Source organism: Jatrophihabitans endophyticus (assembly GCF_900129455.1).
Classification (GTDB): Bacteria; Actinomycetota; Actinomycetes; order Mycobacteriales; family Jatrophihabitantaceae; genus Jatrophihabitans; species Jatrophihabitans endophyticus.
Genome location: NZ_FQVU01000006.1, coordinates 201,775 through 221,155, shown reverse-complemented (window position 1 = coordinate 221,155; position 19,381 = coordinate 201,775). Strand labels below are relative to the sequence as shown.

At 72.9% G+C, this 19,381-nt stretch carries 18 protein-coding genes; 4 read left to right on the top strand and 14 right to left on the bottom strand.

Annotated elements, in window-relative coordinates; translation table 11 throughout:
• Positions 1-35 precede the first annotated feature (35 nt).
• Positions 36-284, bottom strand: coding sequence for a WhiB family transcriptional regulator (locus BUE29_RS19745; RefSeq protein WP_200800338.1), 249 nt, complete (start codon positions 282-284; stop codon positions 36-38).
• 179 nt (positions 285-463) lie between these two features.
• Positions 464-1,411, bottom strand: a complete 948-nt coding sequence (locus BUE29_RS19740; RefSeq protein WP_073392165.1) for a LysR family transcriptional regulator — start codon at positions 1,409-1,411, stop codon at positions 464-466.
• Between the two features lie 54 nt (positions 1,412-1,465).
• Between BUE29_RS19740 and amaB the strand changes: the two genes are divergently transcribed.
• Positions 1,466-3,016, top strand: a complete 1,551-nt coding sequence (amaB, locus tag BUE29_RS19735; protein ID WP_073392164.1) for an L-piperidine-6-carboxylate dehydrogenase — start codon at positions 1,466-1,468, stop codon at positions 3,014-3,016.
• A gap of 14 nt (positions 3,017-3,030) precedes the next feature.
• Here amaB and BUE29_RS19730 read toward each other — a convergent pair whose 3' ends face one another.
• The 11 genes from BUE29_RS19730 to BUE29_RS19680 form a co-directional block, all read right to left on the bottom strand.
• The gene (locus BUE29_RS19730; RefSeq protein WP_073392163.1) at positions 3,031-3,525 is read right to left on the bottom strand and encodes a pyridoxamine 5'-phosphate oxidase family protein; all 495 of its coding nucleotides are present in this window, start codon (positions 3,523-3,525) and stop codon (positions 3,031-3,033) included.
• 72 nt (positions 3,526-3,597) lie between these two features.
• Positions 3,598-3,771: a CsbD family protein gene (locus tag BUE29_RS19725; RefSeq protein WP_073392162.1), complete on the bottom strand. Its 174-nt coding sequence runs from the start codon at positions 3,769-3,771 to the stop codon at positions 3,598-3,600.
• An 86-nt stretch (positions 3,772-3,857) separates the two neighbouring features.
• Positions 3,858-4,706 carry a transglutaminase family protein gene (locus tag BUE29_RS19720; protein ID WP_073392161.1) on the bottom strand — a complete coding sequence of 283 codons (849 nt, stop codon included), beginning with the start codon at positions 4,704-4,706 and terminating at the stop codon, positions 3,858-3,860.
• A complete protein-coding gene (locus BUE29_RS19715) occupies positions 4,706-5,629 on the bottom strand; it encodes an alpha-E domain-containing protein (RefSeq protein WP_073392160.1) in 924 nt (307 codons plus the stop codon). The genes BUE29_RS19720 and BUE29_RS19715 overlap by 1 nt, the downstream gene beginning before the upstream one ends.
• Positions 5,629-7,203, bottom strand: a complete 1,575-nt coding sequence (locus BUE29_RS19710; RefSeq protein ID WP_073392159.1) for a circularly permuted type 2 ATP-grasp protein — start codon at positions 7,201-7,203, stop codon at positions 5,629-5,631. Before BUE29_RS19710 ends, BUE29_RS19715 begins: the two co-directional genes overlap by 1 nt.
• Before the next feature lie 17 nt (positions 7,204-7,220).
• The gene (locus tag BUE29_RS19705) at positions 7,221-8,318 is read right to left on the bottom strand and encodes an aminotransferase class I/II-fold pyridoxal phosphate-dependent enzyme (RefSeq protein ID WP_073392158.1); all 1,098 of its coding nucleotides are present in this window, start codon (positions 8,316-8,318) and stop codon (positions 7,221-7,223) included.
• Positions 8,319-8,349: 31 nt separating this feature from the next.
• The gene (locus tag BUE29_RS19700; RefSeq protein WP_234971533.1) at positions 8,350-11,220 is read right to left on the bottom strand and encodes an FAD-binding and (Fe-S)-binding domain-containing protein; all 2,871 of its coding nucleotides are present in this window, start codon (positions 11,218-11,220) and stop codon (positions 8,350-8,352) included.
• Positions 11,221-11,263: 43 nt separating this feature from the next.
• Complete coding sequence (locus BUE29_RS19695; protein WP_200800328.1) at positions 11,264-12,409, bottom strand: NAD(P)/FAD-dependent oxidoreductase; 1,146 nt, start codon at positions 12,407-12,409, stop codon at positions 11,264-11,266.
• 11 nt (positions 12,410-12,420) lie between these two features.
• Entirely contained in the window at positions 12,421-13,173 is a 753-nt protein-coding gene (locus tag BUE29_RS19690) for an amino acid ABC transporter ATP-binding protein (protein ID WP_073392156.1), read from the bottom strand.
• A gap of 53 nt (positions 13,174-13,226) precedes the next feature.
• Positions 13,227-14,159: an amino acid ABC transporter permease gene (locus tag BUE29_RS19685; protein WP_073392213.1), complete on the bottom strand. Its 933-nt coding sequence runs from the start codon at positions 14,157-14,159 to the stop codon at positions 13,227-13,229.
• Positions 14,156-15,052: an ABC transporter substrate-binding protein gene (locus tag BUE29_RS19680; protein WP_073392155.1), complete on the bottom strand. Its 897-nt coding sequence runs from the start codon at positions 15,050-15,052 to the stop codon at positions 14,156-14,158. Before BUE29_RS19680 ends, BUE29_RS19685 begins: the two co-directional genes overlap by 4 nt.
• Before the next feature lie 211 nt (positions 15,053-15,263).
• On the opposite strand from BUE29_RS19680, the gene BUE29_RS22920 reads away from it, so the two are divergent.
• Complete coding sequence (locus tag BUE29_RS22920) at positions 15,264-15,671, top strand: hypothetical protein (protein WP_200800327.1); 408 nt, start codon at positions 15,264-15,266, stop codon at positions 15,669-15,671.
• A gap of 78 nt (positions 15,672-15,749) precedes the next feature.
• Here the strand turns inward: BUE29_RS22920 and glgC are convergent, their stop codons facing one another.
• Positions 15,750-16,970, bottom strand: a complete 1,221-nt coding sequence (gene glgC / locus BUE29_RS19670; protein WP_073392153.1) for a glucose-1-phosphate adenylyltransferase — start codon at positions 16,968-16,970, stop codon at positions 15,750-15,752.
• Between the two features lie 90 nt (positions 16,971-17,060).
• Between glgC and glgA the strand changes: the two genes are divergently transcribed.
• Both glgA and BUE29_RS19660 read left to right on the top strand, forming a co-directional pair.
• Positions 17,061-18,218: a glycogen synthase gene (gene glgA, locus BUE29_RS19665; RefSeq protein WP_073392152.1), complete on the top strand. Its 1,158-nt coding sequence runs from the start codon at positions 17,061-17,063 to the stop codon at positions 18,216-18,218.
• A gap of 7 nt (positions 18,219-18,225) precedes the next feature.
• A complete protein-coding gene (locus tag BUE29_RS19660) occupies positions 18,226-19,368 on the top strand; it encodes an acyl-CoA dehydrogenase family protein (RefSeq protein WP_073392151.1) in 1,143 nt (380 codons plus the stop codon).
• The last annotated feature ends 13 nt before the right edge of the window (positions 19,369-19,381 follow it).

The following is a 19,381-nucleotide window of genomic DNA, read 5'->3' as shown; positions in this document are numbered from 1 at the left end:
GCGCCCCCGCGGGATCGAGTGGTCCTCGTGTCGCCTCAGATGGCCCGGCGCTTCAGGCGACGGCGTTCCCGCTCGGACAGCCCGCCCCAGATGCCGAAACGCTCGTCGTTCTCGAGGGCGTACTCCAAGCACTCGGAACGGACCTCGCAGCCCGTGCAGATCTTCTTCGCCTCGCGCGTCGAGCCGCCCTTCTCGGGGAAGAACGCCTCGGGATCGGTCTGCGCGCACAGCGACCGCTCCTGCCAGCTGGCCTCCTCGGGCAACCCGAAGATCTCGGCGAGCATGCCGTCGTCGACGGTGTTGTCCAGTTCCGTCATGGCGGCCTCCGACAGGTCGTGTGCTGGTGGGTGCTTCGGTGCCGAAGCGGTGACACGTACGAAATTACACGCGTGTCGTTCCCTGGTGTCAACCCGGGTCGCTGCTACCCGCGCCGCGACACGCCGAGGATGTCCGGCCTGCACCGTCAGCCGGCGGCGACGGCGGCCTCCACCGCGCGCAGCACGGCCGTGACGACGGGACGCGCGGCCACGCTGCCGCGGGCGACCGCGAGCAGCCGCCGCGACGGTGTGGGCGCACGCAGCGCGACCGCCGCGATCGCCGGCCCGCCGCGCGCTGCTCCGGTCGCCGCCCCCGCGAAGGAGCGCCGGGGCAGCACCGCGACCCCGTGACCCGCGGCGACGGCTGCGCTCAGCAGCAGCATGTCGTCGGTCTCCCACCGCACCCGCGGCTCGAAGCCGGCGATGCGGCAGGCGGCACGCACGGCCCGACCGCAGGCCGCGTCCGCCGGCGGCATGACCCAGTCGGCGCCGGCGAGCTCGGTCAGCGCGACCGGCCGGCCGGCCCGGTGGCCCGCGTCACCACGCTGCGCCGGAGCGGGCCGGACGAGGACCAGCGGCTCCACCGCGAGCTCGCGCACGACCGCCCCCTCGGGCAGCGCCAGCGGGACGGCGTCGTACTCGTCGACGACGGCGACGTCGACGTCGCCGGTGAGCAGCAGCGCGATGCCGCGATCCGGTTCGGCCGCCACGACCGAGACCTCGACCTCTGGTGCGGACTCGCGCAGCGCGCGGACGCCGTCGGAGACGAAGGTCGCCGCCGCGCTCGCGACCGCCGCGATGCGCACCCGGCCGGCCAGCGAGCCGCTCAACCGGTCGAGCTCGGCGGCGGTCGCGGCCAGCAGGTCGAGGACCTCCGCGGCGCGGTCGGCCAGCAGCCGGCCGGCCCCGGTCAGCTCGACGCCGCGCGACGACCGGTGGAGCAGCGCCGTCCCGGCCTCCCGCTCGAGCACCGTCAGCTGCTGCGACACCGCGGACGCCGTCAGCCCCACCGCCCGCGCGGCCCCGGCGATCGAGCCGCGCAGGCCGACCTCGCGCAGCAGCCGCAGCCGTCCCACGTCGAGGTCGCTGGCCATCAGTTCAACTTACGACATACCCTGGTCCGACATCAGCATTTCGAAGGAGTCGCCATGACCCTGACCGCGCACGACGACCTCGTCGCCCGCACCACCTCCATCCTCGACCGGCTCGGCGTGACCGCGATCGACCCCGACGGCGACCTCGCCGCCCGCTCGCCCGTCACCGGCGGTGACCTCGTCCGCGTGCGCAGCCACAGCGCCGCCGAGGTCGGTGAGATCGTCACCGCCGCCCACGACGCCTTCCTCGCCTGGCGCGAGACGCCGGCACCGGTACGCGGCGCGCTGGTGCGCGAGCTCGGCCTGCTGCTGCGCGAGCACAAGGCGGACCTCGGCGCGCTCGTCTCGGTCGAGGCGGGCAAGATCCGCTCCGAGGGCCTCGGCGAGGTGCAGGAGATGATCGACATCTGCGACCTCGCCGTGGGGCTGTCGCGCCAGCTCACCGGCCTCACCATCGCCTCGGAGCGCCCGGGCCACCGGATGATGGAGCAGTGGCACCCGCTCGGGGTGGTCGGCGTGATCAGCGCCTTCAACTTCCCGGTCGCGGTGTGGTCCTGGAACGCCGCGCTCGCGCTCGTCTGCGGCGACCCGGTGGTGTGGAAGCCGTCGGAGAAGACCGTCCTCACCGCGCTCGCCTGCCAGGCCCTCGTCACCGAGGCCGCGCGCCGCGTCGGGGCGCCCGAGCACCTGTCCAGCGTCGTGCTCGGCACGGCCGAGGTCGGCGAGGCGCTCGTCGACGACCATCGGGTCGCGCTGGTCAGCGCCACCGGTTCGACCCGCATGGGCCGCGCCGTCGCGCCGCGGGTCGCCGCCCGCTTCGGCAAGCTGCTGCTCGAGCTCGGCGGCAACAACGCGGCGATCGTCACGCCGTCGGCCGACCTCGACCTGACCGTGCGCGGCATCGTCTTCTCCGCCGCCGGCACCGCGGGGCAGCGCTGCACCACGCTGCGACGCGTCATCGTCCATGCCTCGGTCGCCGACGAGCTGTGCCGGCGCATCGCCGCCGCGTACGGCACGCTGCCGATCGGGTCGCCGCTCGACGACGGCACGCTGGTCGGGCCGTTGATCGACGCAGCGTCCTATCAGGGCTACGCCGACGCGCTCGACAAGGCCCGCGCGAACGGCGGCACGGTGCTGGCCGGCGGCGAACGCGTCCTCGCCGACGAGGCCGCCGACGCCTACTACGTGCAGCCGGCGCTCGTGCGCATGCCGACGCAGTCCGAGATCGTCCAGGCCGAGACATTCGCGCCCATCCTCTACGTCATGACCTACGGCTCGGCCGACTCGACGGACCCGGCGCGCGACTTCGACGAGGCGCTCGCGATGCACAACGACGTGCCGCAGGGCCTGTCGTCGTCGGTCTTCACCCTGAACGTCCGCGAGGCGGAGCGCTTCCTCTCGGCCGCGGGCTCGGACTGCGGCATCGCCAACGTCAACATCGGCCCGTCCGGCGCCGAGATCGGCGGCGCGTTCGGCGGCGAGAAGGAGACCGGCGGCGGACGTGAGTCCGGTTCGGACGCCTGGCGCGCCTACATGCGCCGCGCGACCAACACCGTCAACTACTCCACCGAGCTGCCGCTGGCCCAGGGCGTCGAGTTCGGCTGACCGGGCGGCACCGCCTAGAGCTTGCGGAAGTCCCAGCTGACGATCTTCGACGGCGTCACGCGCAGCCAGCCGTGGCGCCCGTCGTGGATCATCTCGTCCCCGCCGAGGTACTTGCGGGCGTAGTGCACCTCGGCCGCGGCCAGCTCGGCGGCGGTCACGTCGTCGCCCGTGCGCGGAACCTCGCCGACGACCTCGGCGTGGCCGGTGATCTCGACGCCGCGCAGGTCGGCGTACTCCTCGCCGGCGTCGACGACGACGCCGACGCGGGGGTCGGCCACCAGGTCGGCCCAGCGGCGGCTCCGCACGATCGAGTAGAGCCAGAGCGCGCCGGGCCCCGCACCGTCCCAGCCGAACCAGAGCGGCGTGGCGTGCGGCCCGTCGGCCCCGACCGTCGCGACGCGGCAGGTGCGCTGCTCGGCGAGGAAGGCGTCGCGCTCGGCGTCGCTCATCGCGATGGATCGACCGCGGCGCTGCGGTCGCAGCCCGCCGGGTCCTGCCGTCCCGGTCATGGCGCGAACCTACCCGGACACGCGACAGGGGCCCCGGGACGGTTCGTCCCGGGGCCCTGGTCGGACGCGCGGTCAGTGCTTGAACGCGTCCTTGACGTTCTCGCCGGCGTTCTTGAGGTCGGCCTTCGACTGGTCGGTCTTGCCCTCGTTCTCGGTGCTCCGGTCGCCGGTCGCGCGGCCCAGGGCTTCCTTGGCCTTGCCCTCGACGTCCTCGATCGCGTTCTTGATCTTGTCCGTGGCGCTCACAAGTCGCTCCTTCGCGTGGTAGCCGGTCCCCCATGACGTACCCGACGCGACCGGCGGGTAACCGGGACCGTTGCCCCAGTCACGATTCACGCGAGCCGGGTGAGCTCCACGGTGACGGCGAGGCTGTTGGTCCGGTGCGGCCCGGCGACGATGCCCTTGATCGGCGGCACGTCGCCGTAGTCGCGACCGGTGCCGACCATGACGTGCCGCTCGGCGACGGCGGCCCGGTTGGTCGGGTCGTGCGGCGCCCACTCCCCCAGCCAGCCTTCGGCCCAGGCGTGGCTCTCCCCCCGCGCGGTCTCGCCGACGGCGGGGTCGGCGGCCGGGTGCAGGTAGCCCGAGACGTAGCGGGCGGGCACGCCCACGTGACGCAGCGCGCCGACGAGCAGGTGGGTGTAGTCCTGGCACACGCCGCTGCGCTCGGCCCACGCCTCGGCGGCGGTGGTGTGGACCTCCGTGGCGCCGGGGACGTACGTCAGTGCCGCCGAGACGGCGTCGCTGATCCGCTCCACCGCGGCCACGGGTCGATGATCGGCGGCGATGGACTCGGCGAGGTCGCGCAGCTCGTCCGGGGGCGTGGTCACCGGCGTCTGCGTCAGGTACTCCACGAAGCGGTCGACGACGTCGGGCGCGCGCAGCTGCGCCCACGACGGGTCCCCCGGCGCGGGCCGGCGCGACGCGTCGACCTCGACCAGGCTGGTCGCGCGGACGGTGAGCGCGCGGTGCGCCGAGTTGGCCTCGAACACCCGGACCTCGGTGCCCCAGTAGTCGGTGAAGCGGTGGTGCCAGGTCGACGGCTCGACGTGCAGGTCGGACTCCAGCCGCGTCTGCCAGAGCGTCTGCGCGGGCGTCAGCCGCGCCTCGTTGAACGACGCGGCGACCCCACGGTCGTACTCGTAGTGGGACGTGTGGGTGATCCGGTAGCGCACCGCCATCAGCTCGCCAGCCAGGACGTGACGACGCTACGGGGGAAGTAGCGCTGCGACACCGCGTCGCTCGCCACCGAGCAGGCGCTCTGCACCCGCTCCATCACCTGGTACACGTCGTCGAGCAACTCCGCCGGCGGTGCGAACTCGAGCTCCGAGCGAATCATGCCCAGCACCCGGTGCGCCTGGCCGGCCCGCCCCCGGTCGTTCCCGCCGTGGCGGGCCGCCAACTTGTCCAGCGACTTCTCGGCCACGACGAGCGCGCTCATCAGCGAGCGCGGGAAGAGCGCGTCGAGCAGCAGGAACTCCGCCGCCCGCCGCTCGTCCACGGCGCCGCGCGCGCTGCGCAGGAACGCTTGGTAGGCGCCGCAGCTCTGCAGCAGCGTCACCCACGAGGGCCCGACGTCGCCGGCCAGCGCCCGCGCGGCGGCCATGCGCGCGATCATGTCGGCCCGCTCGATGCTGCGCCCCAGGACGAGGAAGTGGTACGCCTCGTCGCGCGAGAGCGTGCTGTCGGCGATCCCGGTGAACGCGGCGGTCCGCTCACGCACCCACGACAGGAACGGGAACGGGTACGTGCGCCGGGCCGGCCGGCTCGCCTCGTGCCAGGTGACGTTGATCGTCTCCCACATCTCCGACGACACGACCTCGCGCGAACGGCGGCCGTTCTCGCGGGCGGCGGCGATCGAGCCCAGCACGGCGGCCGGGGTGGCGGCGTCCCACACCAGCGCCTCGAGGACCTCCTCGCGGCGGACCGCCCCGACCTCCTCGTGGCCCATCGCCGACAGCAGCGAGGCGCACACGACGTCCTCGGGCGCCCACGGGTCGTCGAGCAGGAGGCTCAGATGGACGTCGACGATGCGGCTGGTGTCCTCGGCCCGCTCGACGTAGCGACCGATCCAGTACAGCGACTCGGCGATGCGCGACAGCATCAGAGCGCTCCTCCGTCCTGCTGCTGCTGCATCTGCTGCTGCCTCATCTCCACGTCGACCGCGGACTCGACCGCGGGGAGCGCGCCGCGCTCGGGCCGTTCGCGCACGACGGCGCGCGCCGCCGGGGTGTGCCGCTCGCCGGCGAGCACCCAGGTGTCCTTGGAACCGCCACCCTGGCTGGAGTTCACGACGAGCGAGCCCTCGGGCAGCGCGACCCGCGTCAGGCCGCCGGGCAGCACCCAGACGTCGTCGCCGTCGTTGACCGCGAAGGGACGCAGGTCGACGTGGCGCGGGGCGACGGTGTCGCCGATGAGCGTGGGCACCGTGGACAGCTGGACGACCGGCTGGGCGATCCAGCCACGAGGGTCGACGATCAGCCGCTTGCGCAGCGCGTCGAGCTCCGCGGCGTCGGCCTGCGGGCCGATGACGAGCCCCTTGCCGCCCGCCCCGTCCACCGGCTTGACGACGAGCTCGGGCAGCCGGTCCAGCACCTCCTCGAGCGCGCCGTCGTCCTCGAGGCGCCATGTGTCGACGTTCTTGAGCACCGGCTCCTCGGCGAGGTAGTACCGGATCAGGTCGGGCAGGTAGGTGTAGATCAGCTTGTCGTCGGCGACGCCGTTGCCGACCGCGTTGGCGATCGTCACGTTGCCTGCCCGCGCCGCGGTGAGCAGCCCGGGGCAGCCCAGCATGGAGTCCGAGCGGAACTGCACCGGGTCGAGGAAGTCGTCGTCGACCCGCCGGTAGATGACGTCGACGCGTCGCTCGCCGGAGGTGACGCGCATGCGCACGACGCCGCCGGAGCAGACGAGGTCGCGTCCCTCGACCAGCTCGACGCCCATGGCGCGGGCCAGCCACGCGTGCTCGAAGTAGGCGCTGTTGTAGACGCCGGGCGTGAGCACGACGACGTTCGGCTCGGCGACGCCGGCAGGGGCGGCGGCCCGCAGCGCCGCGAGCAGCCGTTGGGGGTAGTGCGAGACCGGGCGCAGCCGCACCCGGCTCAACACGTCGGTCCACTGCTGGCGCATCGCCGCCCGGTTGGCGAGCACGTAGCTGACGCCGGACGGCACCCGCACGTTGTCCTCGAGGACCCGGAAGTCGCCCTGCTCGTCGCGGATGAGGTCGATGCCGCCGACGTGCACGCGGACGCCGTTGGGTGGCTCGATGCCGTGCGCGGCGCGGTGGAAGTGGCTGGAGGAGGTGATGACGCTGCGCGGGACGACGCCGTCGGCGACGACGTGGGCGCTGCCGTAGACGTCGGCCAGGAAGGCCTCCAGCGCGTGGACGCGCTGCCGCACGCCGGCCTCGATCGTCGCCCAGCTCTCGTCGTCGATGACCCGGGGCACGATGTCGAGCGGGAACGGCCGCTCCTCGCCGCCGACGTCGAAGGTGACGCCCTGGTTGAGGTACGCGCGGGCGAGCGCGTCCACCCCGGCGCGCAGCTCGCCGGTGCCGCTGCGTTGCAGCGACTCGTGCAGCATCCGGTACGGGGCACGGGGCGAGCCGTCCGCGCCGATCATCTCGTCCCACGCCGCGCCGAGCGCGTAGCTCTCGAACAGATCGGCCGTGCTCGCCATCGCGTGGGCTCCCCCGTCTACTCGCCTCGCGCGCCGACCCTGCCGGCGGCCAGATCGATCCGGTCGTCCGGCTGCACTGCCGCGACTCGGAAGTATGCCCGACCGTGCTCGCCGTAGAACTCCCCCGGCGACACCACGATGCCGGCCCGCCGCGCGAGGTCGTGCGCCGCGGCCCAGGCGTCGCCGCCGGGTGCGGCGCACCACAGGTAGAACGCCCCGTCGGGCAGCTCGGCCGGGTAGCCCGCGGCCGTCAGCAGGTCGGCGAGGCGGCGCAGCCGGTCCAGGTAGCGGGCGCGTTGCGCCTCGACGTGCTCGTCGTCGCCGAGGGCGAGGACGGCAGCGGCCTGCACCGGCCCCGGCGGCATCAGCCCGGCGTGCTTGCGGACCTCGCGCAGGTAGTGCACCAGCGTGTCGTCACCGGCGTAGAAGCCGATGCGCGCACCGGCGAAGTTGTCGCGTTTGGACAGCGAGTGCAGGGCGAGGACGCCGTCCGTGCCCGAGCGCAGGATCGTCGTCGGTGACCCCGTCCAGGTGAACTCGGCGTAGCACTCGTCGGAGATCACCGGGATACCCCGCAGCCGCCCCCAGGCGGCCGCCGCGGCGAGGTCCTCGAGCGCGCCGGTGGGGTTGGCCGGCGAGTTGACCCACACGCAGAGCGCCCGCCCGGCGTCGTCGTCGCTGATGTCGTCGAGCTCCAGGTACGGGACCGCGCGGCACCCCGCGAGGGTCGCCCCCATCTCGTACGTCGGGTAGCTCACCGCCGGGTAGAGCACGGTGTCGTGGTACGGGTCGCGCAGCTTCAGGTACTGCGGCAGCGACGCGACGAACTCCTTCGTCCCCACGCACGCGGCGACCTGCGTGGCGGGGTCGACGGTGGCGCCGAGCCGGCGCTCGAGCCACGACGCGGCCGCCTGCCGCAGGGCCGGCGTGCCCACCGAGGGCGGGTAGCCGCGCGACGAGTCACCGGCCGACAGGGCCGCCACCACCGCGTCCGGCGCCGGGTCGCACGGCGTGCCGATCGACAGGTCGACCGCGCCGCCGGCGTGCCCGTTGGCGATCGCGACGACGTCGTCGAGGCGGTCGTACGGGTAGGGCGGCGGCACGAAACCCGTCATGCGATCACCGTATCCCGACCGGATCGTGGACTCAGCTGCTCGCGTCATCGGCATGTCGGTCCACGATCGCGGCGGAGTCGAGCACCTCGGCCAGGTGACGCCCCTTGACCTGAGCCAGCTGTTCGAGCTGGGTGCGGCACGAGAAGCCGTCCGCGAGCACGACCGCGTCGTGGTCGGCCGCGCGCACGGCGGGCAGCAGCGCGGTCTCGGCGACCGCGACCGAGACGTCGTAGTGCCCCTGCTCGACGCCGAAGTTGCCGGCGAGTCCGCAGCAGCCGCCGACCGCGTCGATCTCGGCGCCGGCCCCGGCCAGCAGCGCGGCGTCGGCCTGCCATCCCATCACCGCGTGCTGGTGGCAGTGCGGCTGCGCGACACCGTGGACGCCGTCGAGGCGCGGCGGCGTCCAACCGGGGGTGGCGGCGAGCAGCTCGGCCAGCGTGCGGGTCTGCGCCACCACCTTCGGCGTCCGTGGGTCGTCGGGCAGCAGGCCGGCGAGGTCGTGGCGCAGCACCGCGGTGCACGACGGCTCCAGCCCGACGATGGGCGTGCCGTCGCGCACGGCGCCGTCGAGCGCGTCGAGGGAGCGACGCAGCTGGCGGCGGGCCCCGTCGAGCTGACCGGTCGAGATCCAGGTGAGCCCGCAGCACACGGTGCGGTCGACGATCCGCACCGTGTAGCCCGCGGCCTCGAGCACCCGGACCGCGGCCTGCCCGACCTCGGGGCTGAAGTGGTCGGTGAAGGTGTCGACCCACAGCAGCACCGGCCCCGCCGACCCCGGCGTGCCGGTCGCCGCGGGCCGGCCGGCGAACCAGCGCCGGAAGGTGCGGGTGGCGAACTGCGGCAGCGGACGCCGCTGGTCGATCCCGCCGGCCCGCTTGGCCGCCCGGGCGAGCGTCCGCGACCGCAGCGACGCGTTCGCGACGCGGGGCAGGTGGGACGCGAGCCGGGCCCAGCGCGGCAGCATCCCCAGCGCGTAGTGCGAGGGCGGTCGGAGCCGGCGCCGGTAGCGCTGGTGCAGGACCTCGGCCTTGTAGGTGGCCATGTCGACACCCGCCGGGCAGTCGGCCGAGCAGCCCTTGCACGACAGGCAGAGATCGAGCGACTCCGCGAGCTCGGGGGCGGCGTAGCCCTTGACCAGGGCGCCGTTGGCGAGCTCCTGCAGCACCCGGGCCCGGCCGCGGGTGGAGTCCTTCTCGTCGCGGGTGGCGAGGTAGGACGGGCACATCACGCCACCGGCCGCGGTGGTGTCGGCGCGGCACTTGCCGACACCCACGCAGCGGTGCACCGCGGTGGACAGGTCCCCACCGTCGCTCGCGTACGCGAAGCCGAGACCGCGGGTCAGCGGTCGGGCCGCCGGGACCCGCAGGTCGGCGTCCAGCGGCGCCGGGTCGACGATCACGCCGGGGTTGAGCAGGTTGGCCGGATCGAAGAGCGCCTTGACCCGTCCGAACGCGGCCAGCGCGCCGGCCGAGTACATGTGCGCGAGCAGCTCGCCGCGGGCCCGCCCGTCACCGTGCTCCCCCGACAGCGACCCGCCGTGCCGGCCGACGAGCGCGGCGGCGTCCTGCACGAACGAGCGGTACGCCCCAGGTGTGGAGCTCAACGGGAAGTCGATGCGCACGTGGACGCAGCCGTCGCCGAAGTGGCCGTAGGTGAGGCCGTCGAGCCGATGGTCGCGCAGCAGCGCCTCGAACTCGCGCAGGTAGGAACCCAGCCGGTCGGGCGGGACGGCGGCGTCCTCCCACCCCGGCCACGCCGGTTCGCCGGCGGGTGTCCGGCCGCCGAGCCCCGCGCCGTCCTCGCGAATGCGCCAGAGCGCCCGCGCGGTGGTCCCGGTGACGACGGCGTGGTCGAGGCACCCGGAGTCGGCGACCAGCTTCTCGGCGCGCGCGACCGCCTCGGCCTCGGTGGCGCCGGCGGTCTCGACGAACAGCCAGCCGGCGCCGCGGGGCAGGTCGGGGACGGCGGCCGGGCCGCGCCGGTTGCGCACCACCTCGACCAGCCGGGCGTCCATGCCCTCGAGGGCGACCATGCCGTGCGGCAGCAGGGCGGGCACGGCGTCGGCCGCGGCCGGCATGTCGGGGTAGCCGAGCACGCACAGCGCGACCGCCCGGGGCGTCTCGACCAGGCGGACGGTGGCGCCCAGCAGCACCGCGAGCGTGCCCTCGGTCCCGGCGAGGAAGCGGGCGACGTCGCTGCCGTTCTCGGGCAGCAGGTGCTCGAGCGAGTAGCCCGACACCTGCCGCGTGAAGCGGCCGAACTCGGTGCGGACGAGCGCGAGCTCGTCGCGGACCAGCGCGTCCAGGCCCGCGTAGATCGGCGCCGCCGGCCCCTGCGTCGGCAGCCCCGACCGGCCGAACCGGCGCGCGGCGAAGCGCGTGCCCGAGGCGGTGAGGACGTCGAGCTCGACGACGTTGTCCGCGGTGCGGCCGTAGCTCAGCGCGCGCGGGCCGCAGGCGTTGTTGCCGATCGAGCCGCCGATCGTCGCCCGGGCGTGGGTGGACGGATCGGGCCCGTAGCGCAGCCCGTGGGGGGCGGCGGCCTGCGTGATCGAGTCCAGGATCGCACCCGGTTCCACCAGCGCCGTCCGCGTGACCGGGTCGACGTCGAGGACGCGGTTGAGGTGACGCGAGAAGTCGAGCACCAGTCCGGCGCCGATCGAGTTGCCGGCCGTCGACGTGCCGCCGCCGCGGGTCGTGACGGGCACGCCCAGGGACGCCGCGGTCGACACCGCCGCCTCGACCTCGGCCACGTCGCGCGGGTACGCGACGACCGCCGGCACGACCCGGTAGTTGGAGGCGTCGGTCGCGTACTCGGCACGGCGCCGGCTCGCGTCCTCGGCCTCGGCGACGCCGGCCCGGTGCAGCGCGGCGGCGAGAGCGCGCGGCTCGACGTCGGTCACCCCCACATTCTTCCGCACCGCCGCACCGGCCGTGCCCACCGGCTCAGCTCGCGAGGTAGGCCGGCGGCGCCGTCCCCGACAGCGCGTACGCGAGCGCGGCGCGCGCCGCGACGGGCCCGACCAGGTTGCCGGTGCCGCTGTAGCCGCCGACCGCGACGACGGCACCGCCGGGACCGTCGGCCACCCGGACGCACAGCGGCCGGCCGTCGCCGGTGTAGCCGACCGACGCCGCCCACCGGTGCGTGACGGCCGGCGGCGCCCCGAGGAGGCGCGCGGCCGCCGTCTCGAGGTGCGCCTGCACGCCGTCGGTGACCGCCACCGAGTCCGTCCACTCCTCGTCGACGAACCGGTCGCGACCGCCACCGATCAGCACCCGCCCCGCCGCGTCCTGCTGCGCGTAGTCGTACCCCCAGCGCCCGTACACGGGGCACGGCACCGCGCCGGGCGGGGCCGCGGCGGTCGCGAGCATCTGCAGCCGGACCGTGCGGACCCGCTCGCCCAGCTCGGGCAGCAGCGCCGGCAACCGGCCGTCGACGGCGACGACGACCGCGCCGGCGTGCACCGTCCCGCGCGTGGTGCGGACGGCGCCCGGACCGACCGCGGTGACGGCGGTGTGCTCGTGCAGCGCCGCCGCGGGCACGAGCCGCTGCGCGGTCGCGAGGGCGCGGACGGCCGGGTTCACCGCCGCGTCGTCGGGCAGCACGATGCCGGTGCCGAGCGGCCCGTCGTAGTCCTCGACCGCGATGCCGTGCTCGCGCAGCGCGGCGGCGTGGGCACGGCAGTCGTCGACCTCGCGCTCGTCGGGCGCACCCGGCCACCCGGCGAGCCGGATCGAGCCGATCCGCCGCACCGTGCCGGCGGGCAGCGCGGCGGTCAGCCGGTCCAGCTCGGCCAGCGTCTCGCGGTACAGCGTCACCGCGACGTCGCCCCACCGCGCGATCGCGTCGTGCAGGAAGGGCGCGGCCCCGCCGAGCAGGAAGCCGCCGTTGCGCCCGGCCGCCCCGCCCGCGACGCGACCGGCATCGAGGCCGACCACCGACAAGCCCTGGGCGAGCGCCGCCTCGACGGCGGCCAACCCCGAGGCGCCGAGCCCGACCACGCACACGTCGGCGGTGCGGTCACCCGGCAGCGGCGGCAGTCCTCGCCAGCGGGCCACCGGCTCGGCGTCGTCCCAGGCGGCGGCGGTCACGACACCGCGGCTCACAGCACCTTGGACAGGAACGACCTCGTCCGCTCGTGCTGCGGATTGCCGATCACGTCGCGCGGATCGCCCCGCTCAACGACCACCCCGCCGTCCATGAAGATCAGTTGATCGCCGACCTCGCGGGCGAAACCCATCTCGTGCGTGACCACGGCCATCGTCATGCCGTCGCGCGCCAGCTGCTTCATCACCTCGAGCACCTCGCCCACGAGCTCGGGGTCGAGCGCCGACGTCGGCTCGTCGAAGAGCATGAGCTTGGGCTGCATCGCCAGCGCCCGCGCGATGGCCACGCGCTGCTGCTGGCCGCCCGAGAGCTGCAACGGATACATGCGCGCCTTATCGGCCAGCCCGACACGATCAAGCAGCTCGTGGGCGCGCTGCTCGGCGTCCTTGCGGCGGACCGACTTCACGCGGGTGGGGGCCTCGACGACGTTCTGCAAAACGGTCATGTGCGGGAAGAGGTTGAAATGTTGGAACACCATGCCGATGTCGCGCCGCTGCTTGGCGGCTTCGCGCGGGTGCAGCTCGTGCAGCTTGCCGTTGTGCTCGCGGTAGCCGATGAGCGAGCCGTCGACGTGCAGGCGTCCACTGTTGATCTTCTCGAGGTGGTTGATGCAGCGCAGCATCGTCGTCTTGCCCGAGCCCGACGGCCCGATGAGACAGGTGACGCTGCCCCGCGGAATCTCGAGGTCGATGCCGCGCAGCACCCGTACGTCACCGAAGCGCTTGTGGATGTTGACGGCGCGCACCATGGGTTCGCCGGACGACGGACCCACCGAAGACGTCGGACGCTTGGACAGATCAGTCACGGCGTCTCGTCCCGAGGGCCGACCGTCATCGCCCGCAGCTGTCGATCCGTCATCGTTCGCGATGCACCGCGCGAGAAACGCTTCTCGAGGAAGTACTGACCGACCATGAAGACGCTGGTGATGGCGAGATACCAGGTGGCGGCCGCGAGCAGCAGCGGCACGGGCTGGAAGATCGCCGCCGAGATCTGTCGCGACTGGTAGTACAGCTCGCTGGTCAGCGGGATCGCGACGACGAGCGACGCGGTCTTGAGCATGCTGATCACCTCGTTGCCGGTGGGCGGGATGATCACCCGCATGGCCTGTGGCAGCACGACACGACGCATGGTCAACGACCACGACATGCCCAGCGCGGTCGCGGCCTCCGACTGTCCCTCACCGACCGACGTGATGCCGGCGCGCACGATCTCCGCCATGTAACCGGCCTCGTTGAGTCCCAGCCCGACGCAGGCGAAGAAGAACGCGGCCTCGAGGTTCTGAATGTCGAGGTGGAGCAGGGTTGGCCCGAACGGCACGCCGAAGCGCAGGTTGGGGAACAGCGTCCCGAACAGGCCCCAGAAGACGAGTTGTACGTAGACCGGGGTCCCGCGAAAGATCCACACATAGGTCCACGACACCGACTTCAGCACCGGGTTGTCGGTCAGCCGCATCACCGCGAGCAGGGAGCCGAGGCCGATGCCGATGACCATGGCCCAGAACGTCACCTGGAGCGTCACCCATGCACCGCTGGACAGCCGCTGGTCAACGACGTACTTGCTGTAGATGTCCCAGCGGAACCGGTCGTTCGTCGCCACCCCGTAGACGAAGAGGGCCACGAGCGCGAGCACCACGACCGCGGCGATCCAGCGGCCCGGCCGCCGGAGCGGGACCGCGTCGATGTCGGCGTCGTCGCGGACCGGCTCGTCGGTACGCGTCGGCGGTGTGGTGGTCAGATCGTGCCTCCGTTGATCTTGACGGTCTTGATCGCTCCGGCTTGCACGCCCCACTTGGTGCAGATCTGCAGGTAGGTGCCGTCCTTGATCAGCGACTCGAGCGCGCCCTTGAAGGCCTGCCCGAGCGTCGAGCCCTTCTTCACCGCCCAGCCGTAGGGCGCCGCCTCGCGCAAGGCGCCGGCCTGCTGCAGCTTGCCGCCGGACTGCTTGATCGCGTAGAGCGTGATCGGCGAATCGGCCGACATCGCGTCGACCTTGCCGAGGACGACGGCGTTGGTGGCCTCGTCCTGGTCGTCGTAAGGCACGACCGTGATGGGCTTCTTGCCGGCGGACTTGCACTTCTTGCTCAGCGCGGGGAGCTCGTCGGTCTGCTCGTACGTGGTCGACTGCACCGACACCCGTAGCCCGCAGGCGTTGAGCGGGTCGACCTTCTTGCCCTTCGGCGAGGCCCACAGCACGCCGGCGTTGTAGTAGTCGACGAAGTCGACCGACTTCTGCCGCTCCACGGTGTCGGTGAACGACGAGGTGCCGGCGTCATAGGTGCCGCCCTGCACCCTGGGGATGATCTGCTCGAAGGCCGACTGCCGGAACTGCACCTTGAGGCCGAGCGACTTGGAGATCGCGGTCATGAGGTCGATGTCGAAGCCGACGACTTTGCCGTTCTGCACGAACTCGTTGGGGGCGTAGGGCGCGTTGATCGCGGCGATGAGCGTCCCGCGGCTCTTGATCTTGGCCGGGACGTTCTTCGCGGCGGTGTCGTCCTTCGAGACGGTGCCGGTGACGCTGCCGGTCGGCCCGCCGCCCTCGCTGTTGCTGGCGCATCCAGTGAGCGCCACGGCGGAGGCGGCGGCGAGGCCGAGCAGGGTTGACAGCGTGCGGGTGCGGGTTGGCACGGGCGCTCCTCGAACGAGATCGATCGACAGTGACGCAAACCCTAGCTGCGAGCGATCCTGCCGTGCGGGGTGGAAACAAAACCGTGACGTCGAGGTGTCACGACCGGACCATCGGTGCCGGCCCGCGAGCACGATCTTGCACTCTCCGGGGGACGAAGAGTATGCAATCGCCCAGGTGCGGCGAAGCCGCGTCCAACTTCTGGGAGGAATCATGAACCGTCTGAACACGGCCGCCGCGGCGGCGGGCGCCGCCGCGCTCTGTCTGCTTGGCAGTTCGGTGGCCGAAGCGACACCGAGACCGATGGATCCGTCGCCGTCTTTCTGCAACCAGACCGTGGGCAGCGACACGCGCAGCTGGAGTTCCAAGACGTGCAACCCGGCCGGTGACGATGTCATCGGTTTCTACTGGAACAGCAGCTCGGGTGTGAACGTCTCCGTATGGCAGGGCGCCTCGGGATCGACCACGGGCATCAAGTACTTCGGCTCCGGTTCGGCAGCCGGGGGCCCGGTGTGCCTGCACGTCAACGGCAATCAGTTCTGGGTACAGCTGTCGTCCAAGACCGGTATCACCAAGAGCGTGAAGGCCGGCGATTACTTCACGGCCAAGCACTCCTGTTGATCGGCGCCGACGACGCCGGAGCCGACCGTCCGCGAGACTGTTGACGGCTCGCTCGAGGCCAGCACGCCTGGCCCGCAATCAGGGCTGGGCGTGCTGGTTCTTGCCCAGGACGACGACGCCGCCCTCGGAGACGTGGTACCGCTGCCGGTCCAGCTCCGGCTCGAGGCCGATGTGCGCGCCCTCGGGCACGACGACGTCCTTGTCCAGGATCGCCTTGCGCACCACGGCACCGCGGCCGATCTGCACGCCGTCCATCAGCACCGAGCCCTCGACGTAGGCGCCGGCCGCGAGCCGGACGTTCTTCGCGACCACGCTGTGACGCACCGTCGCGCCGGCGACGATCGCGCCCGCGCCGATGATGGACTCCTGCGCGATGCCACCCTCGACGAACTTGGCCGGCGCGAGCTGCGGGTGGTGCGTGAACAGCGGCCACTGCAGGTTGTAGAGGTTGAAGATCGGGTGGACGGCGACGAGGTCCATGTGGGCGTCGTAGTACGCGTCGATCGTCCCGACGTCGCGCCAGTAGCCGTGGTCGCGCTCGGTGGCGCCGGGCACGTCGTTGTCGGCGAAGTCGTAGACGTAGGCCGACCCCTTCTTCACCATCAGCGGCATGATGTTCGTGCCCATGTCGTGCACGGACTCCTGGTCGTCGGCGTCCTCCTTCAGCGCCTCGAGCAGGGCGTCGGTGGTGAAGACGTAGTTGCCCATCGACGCGAACGTCTGGTCCGGGTTGTCGGGCAGCCCCGGCGGGTCGGCCGGCTTCTCCAGGAAGTCGACGATGCGGTGGTCGGGGTCGGCGTCGATGACGCCGAACGCGCTGGCCTCGCCGCGCGGCACGCGGATGCCCGCGACCGTCGCGCCCGCGCCGGTGCGGATGTGCTGGTCGACCATCTGCCGCGGGTCCATGCGGTACACGTGGTCGGCGCCGAAGACGATGATGTACTCGGGCTTGTCGTCGTAGATCAGGTTGGCCGACTGCAGGATCGCGTCGGCGCTGCCGGTGTACCAGCGCGGGCCGAGCCGCTGCTGGGCCGGCACGGTCGTCACGTAGTTGCCGAGCATGTTCGACAGCCGCCACGTCTGCGTGACGTGCCGATCGAGCGAGTGGGACTTGTACTGCGTGAGCACGCACAGCCGCAGGTAGCCCGCGTTGACGAGGTTGGACAGCACGAAGTCGACGAGGCGGTAGTTGCCCCCGAACGGCACCGCCGGCTTGGCGCGATCGGCCGTGAGCGGCCACAGCCGCTTGCCCTCGCCGCCCGCCAGGACGATCCCCAGTACCCGCGGCTCCCGCGCCATGCCCCCACCCTAGTGCGCCCCGCCCACGAGGGGTGAACTCCGACCGCCCCACCCCACGTCGGCCTCACGCCGCGGCCCTACAGTGCAGCCATGCGCGTCGCGGTGTTGTCGCGGGAGTACCCGCCCGAGGTCTACGGCGGCGCGGGCGTCCACGTCGAGTTCCTGGTGCGCGAGCTGCGCCGCCTCGTCGACGTCGACGTGCACTGCTTCGGCGCGCCACGCGACGAGGCGGGCACGGTCGCCTACGCCACGCCGCCCGGCCTCGCCGACGCGAACCCGGCGCTGCGCACGCTCGGCGTCGACCTCGAGATCGCGAACGCGGTGGGCGGCGTGGACGTCGTCCACTCGCATACCTGGTACGCGAACCTCGCCGGGGTGCTCGCCGCCCAGCTGCACGGCGTCCCGCACGTGCTGAGCGCGCACTCGCTGGAACCGCAGCGGCCGTGGAAGGCCGAGCAGCTCGGCGGTGGCTACCGGGTCTCGTCGTGGGCCGAACGACAGGCCTACGAGACGGCCGACGCCGTCGTCGCGGTCTCCTACGGCATGCGCGCCGACGTCCTCGACGCCTACCCGTTCGTCGACCCGGCGAAGGTCCACGTGATCCACAACGGCATCGACACGACCCTCTACGCGCCGGCCACCACCGACGACGCCCTCGACCGGCACGGCATCGACCGCGACCGCCCCTACGCGATCTTCGTCGGCCGCATCACCCGCCAGAAGGGGCTCGCCCACCTGCTGCGGGCCGCGGCGGCGTTCGACCCCAAGATCCAGCTCGTGCTCTGCGCCGGCGCCCCCGACACCGCGGAGATCGCGGCCGAGACCGAGGCGGCCGTCGCCCAGCTCGCCGCGACCCGGACCGGCGTCGTCTGGATCCGCGACATGCTCCCGCGCGACCAGCTCTCCCAGCTGCTGACCCACGCGACCGTCTTCGTCTGCCCGTCGGTGTACGAGCCGCTGGGCATCGTCAATCTCGAGGCGATGGCGTGCGAGACAGCGGTGGTGGCGAGCGCCGTCGGCGGCATCCCGGAGGTCGTCGCCGACGGCGTGACCGGCGTGCTCGTCCCCTACCACGCGGTGACGGTCGAGGAGTTCGAGGACGGTCTCGCGCACGCGGTCAACGAGCTGTGCGGCGACGTCGCGCGGTCGGCCGCGATGGGCCTGGCCGGCCGCGACCGGGCGGTCCGCGAGTTCGGCTGGGACGCCATCGCCCACCGCACCGTCGAGCTGTACGAGTCGCTGGGCTGAGGTACCGATGGACGACGCGGACTTCCGGACGGCGCTCGCCGAGGTGCGCCGTTTCGTGCGCACCGAGGTGCTGCCGCGCGAGACCGAGATCGACGAGCGCGACGAGATCCCGGCCACGCTGCGCCGGCAGGCCGCCGACATGGGGCTGTTCGGGTTCGCCCTGCCCGTCGAGTACGGCGGTCTCGGCCTGACGATGGCGCAGGAGGCCGAGCTCGTCGGCGAGCTCTCCTACGCCGCACCCGCGTTCCGCTCGATGCTCGGCACCAACAACGGCCTCGCCGGCCAGATCCTGGTCATGGCCGGCACGGCGGCGCAGCAGGAGCGCTGGCTGCCCGGCATCGCGGCCGGCGAGATCATCGCGTCCTTCGGCCTCACCGAGCCCGAGGCCGGCTCCGACCCGTCCTCGCTGCGCACGACCGCGCGTCGCGAGGGCGAGGAGTACGTGCTCGACGGCACGAAGCGCTGGATCACCAACGCGCCGGCCGCGCACGTGGTGATGACCTTCGCGCGGGTGCTCGACGGCGACACCGAACAGGGCATCTCCGTCTTCGCCGTCCCGACCGACGTCGCCGGCGTGACCGTCGGCCCCAAGGACCACAAGATGGGCCAGGCCGGCAGCCTCACCGCCGAGGTCCACTACGACGGGGCGCGGGTGCCCGCCGACGCCCGCATCGGCGGTGACGAGGGGTACCGCATCGCGATGCGCTCGGTCGCGCGCGGCCGGCTGTCGGTCGCCTCGATCTGCGTCGGCATGATGCGCCGGCTGCTCGACGAGTCGGTCTCGTTCGCCGCGGGACGCGAGCAGGGCGGGGCGCGCATCGCCGACCACCAGTTGATCCAGGCGCTGCTCGCCGAGTCGGCGACCGAGCTCTACGCCGCCGAGGCCATGCTGACCCGCGCCGCCGCCGCGTTCGACGCGGGGACGATCGGGCGCACCGAGCCGTCGATGGTGAAGTACTTCGCCTCCGAAGCGGTCGGCCGGGTGGCCGACCGCGCGGTGCAGATCCACGGCGGGATGGGCTACATGCGCGGCGTGGCGGTGGAGCGTCTCTACCGCGACGCGCGGCTCTTCCGGATCTACGAGGGCACCAGTCAGATCCAGCAGCTGATCATCGGCCGAGGCGTCGTCCGGGACGCCGAACCCCGTTGACCTGACCAGGCCT

Coding starts and splice junctions, on each gene's coding strand:
- BUE29_RS19660 (WP_073392151.1), top strand. CDS start 18,226: ATGGACGACGCGGACTTCCGGACGGCGCTCGCCGAGGTGCGCCGTTTC.
- glgC (WP_073392153.1), bottom strand. CDS start 16,970: ATGGCGCGGGAGCCGCGGGTACTGGGGATCGTCCTGGCGGGCGGCGAG.
- BUE29_RS19705 (WP_073392158.1), bottom strand. CDS start 8,318: ATGACGGGTTTCGTGCCGCCGCCCTACCCGTACGACCGCCTCGACGAC.
- BUE29_RS19740 (WP_073392165.1), bottom strand. CDS start 1,411: ATGGCCAGCGACCTCGACGTGGGACGGCTGCGGCTGCTGCGCGAGGTC.
- BUE29_RS19710 (WP_073392159.1), bottom strand. CDS start 7,203: ATGGCGAGCACGGCCGATCTGTTCGAGAGCTACGCGCTCGGCGCGGCG.
- BUE29_RS19720 (WP_073392161.1), bottom strand. CDS start 4,706: ATGGCGGTGCGCTACCGGATCACCCACACGTCCCACTACGAGTACGAC.
- BUE29_RS19715 (WP_073392160.1), bottom strand. CDS start 5,629: ATGCTGTCGCGCATCGCCGAGTCGCTGTACTGGATCGGTCGCTACGTC.
- amaB (WP_073392164.1), top strand. CDS start 1,466: ATGACCCTGACCGCGCACGACGACCTCGTCGCCCGCACCACCTCCATC.
- glgA (WP_073392152.1), top strand. CDS start 17,061: ATGCGCGTCGCGGTGTTGTCGCGGGAGTACCCGCCCGAGGTCTACGGC.
- BUE29_RS19730 (WP_073392163.1), bottom strand. CDS start 3,525: ATGACCGGGACGGCAGGACCCGGCGGGCTGCGACCGCAGCGCCGCGGT.
- BUE29_RS19690 (WP_073392156.1), bottom strand. CDS start 13,173: ATGGTGCGCGCCGTCAACATCCACAAGCGCTTCGGTGACGTACGGGTG.
- BUE29_RS19745 (WP_200800338.1), bottom strand. CDS start 284: ATGCTCGCCGAGATCTTCGGGTTGCCCGAGGAGGCCAGCTGGCAGGAG.
- BUE29_RS22920 (WP_200800327.1), top strand. CDS start 15,264: ATGAACCGTCTGAACACGGCCGCCGCGGCGGCGGGCGCCGCCGCGCTC.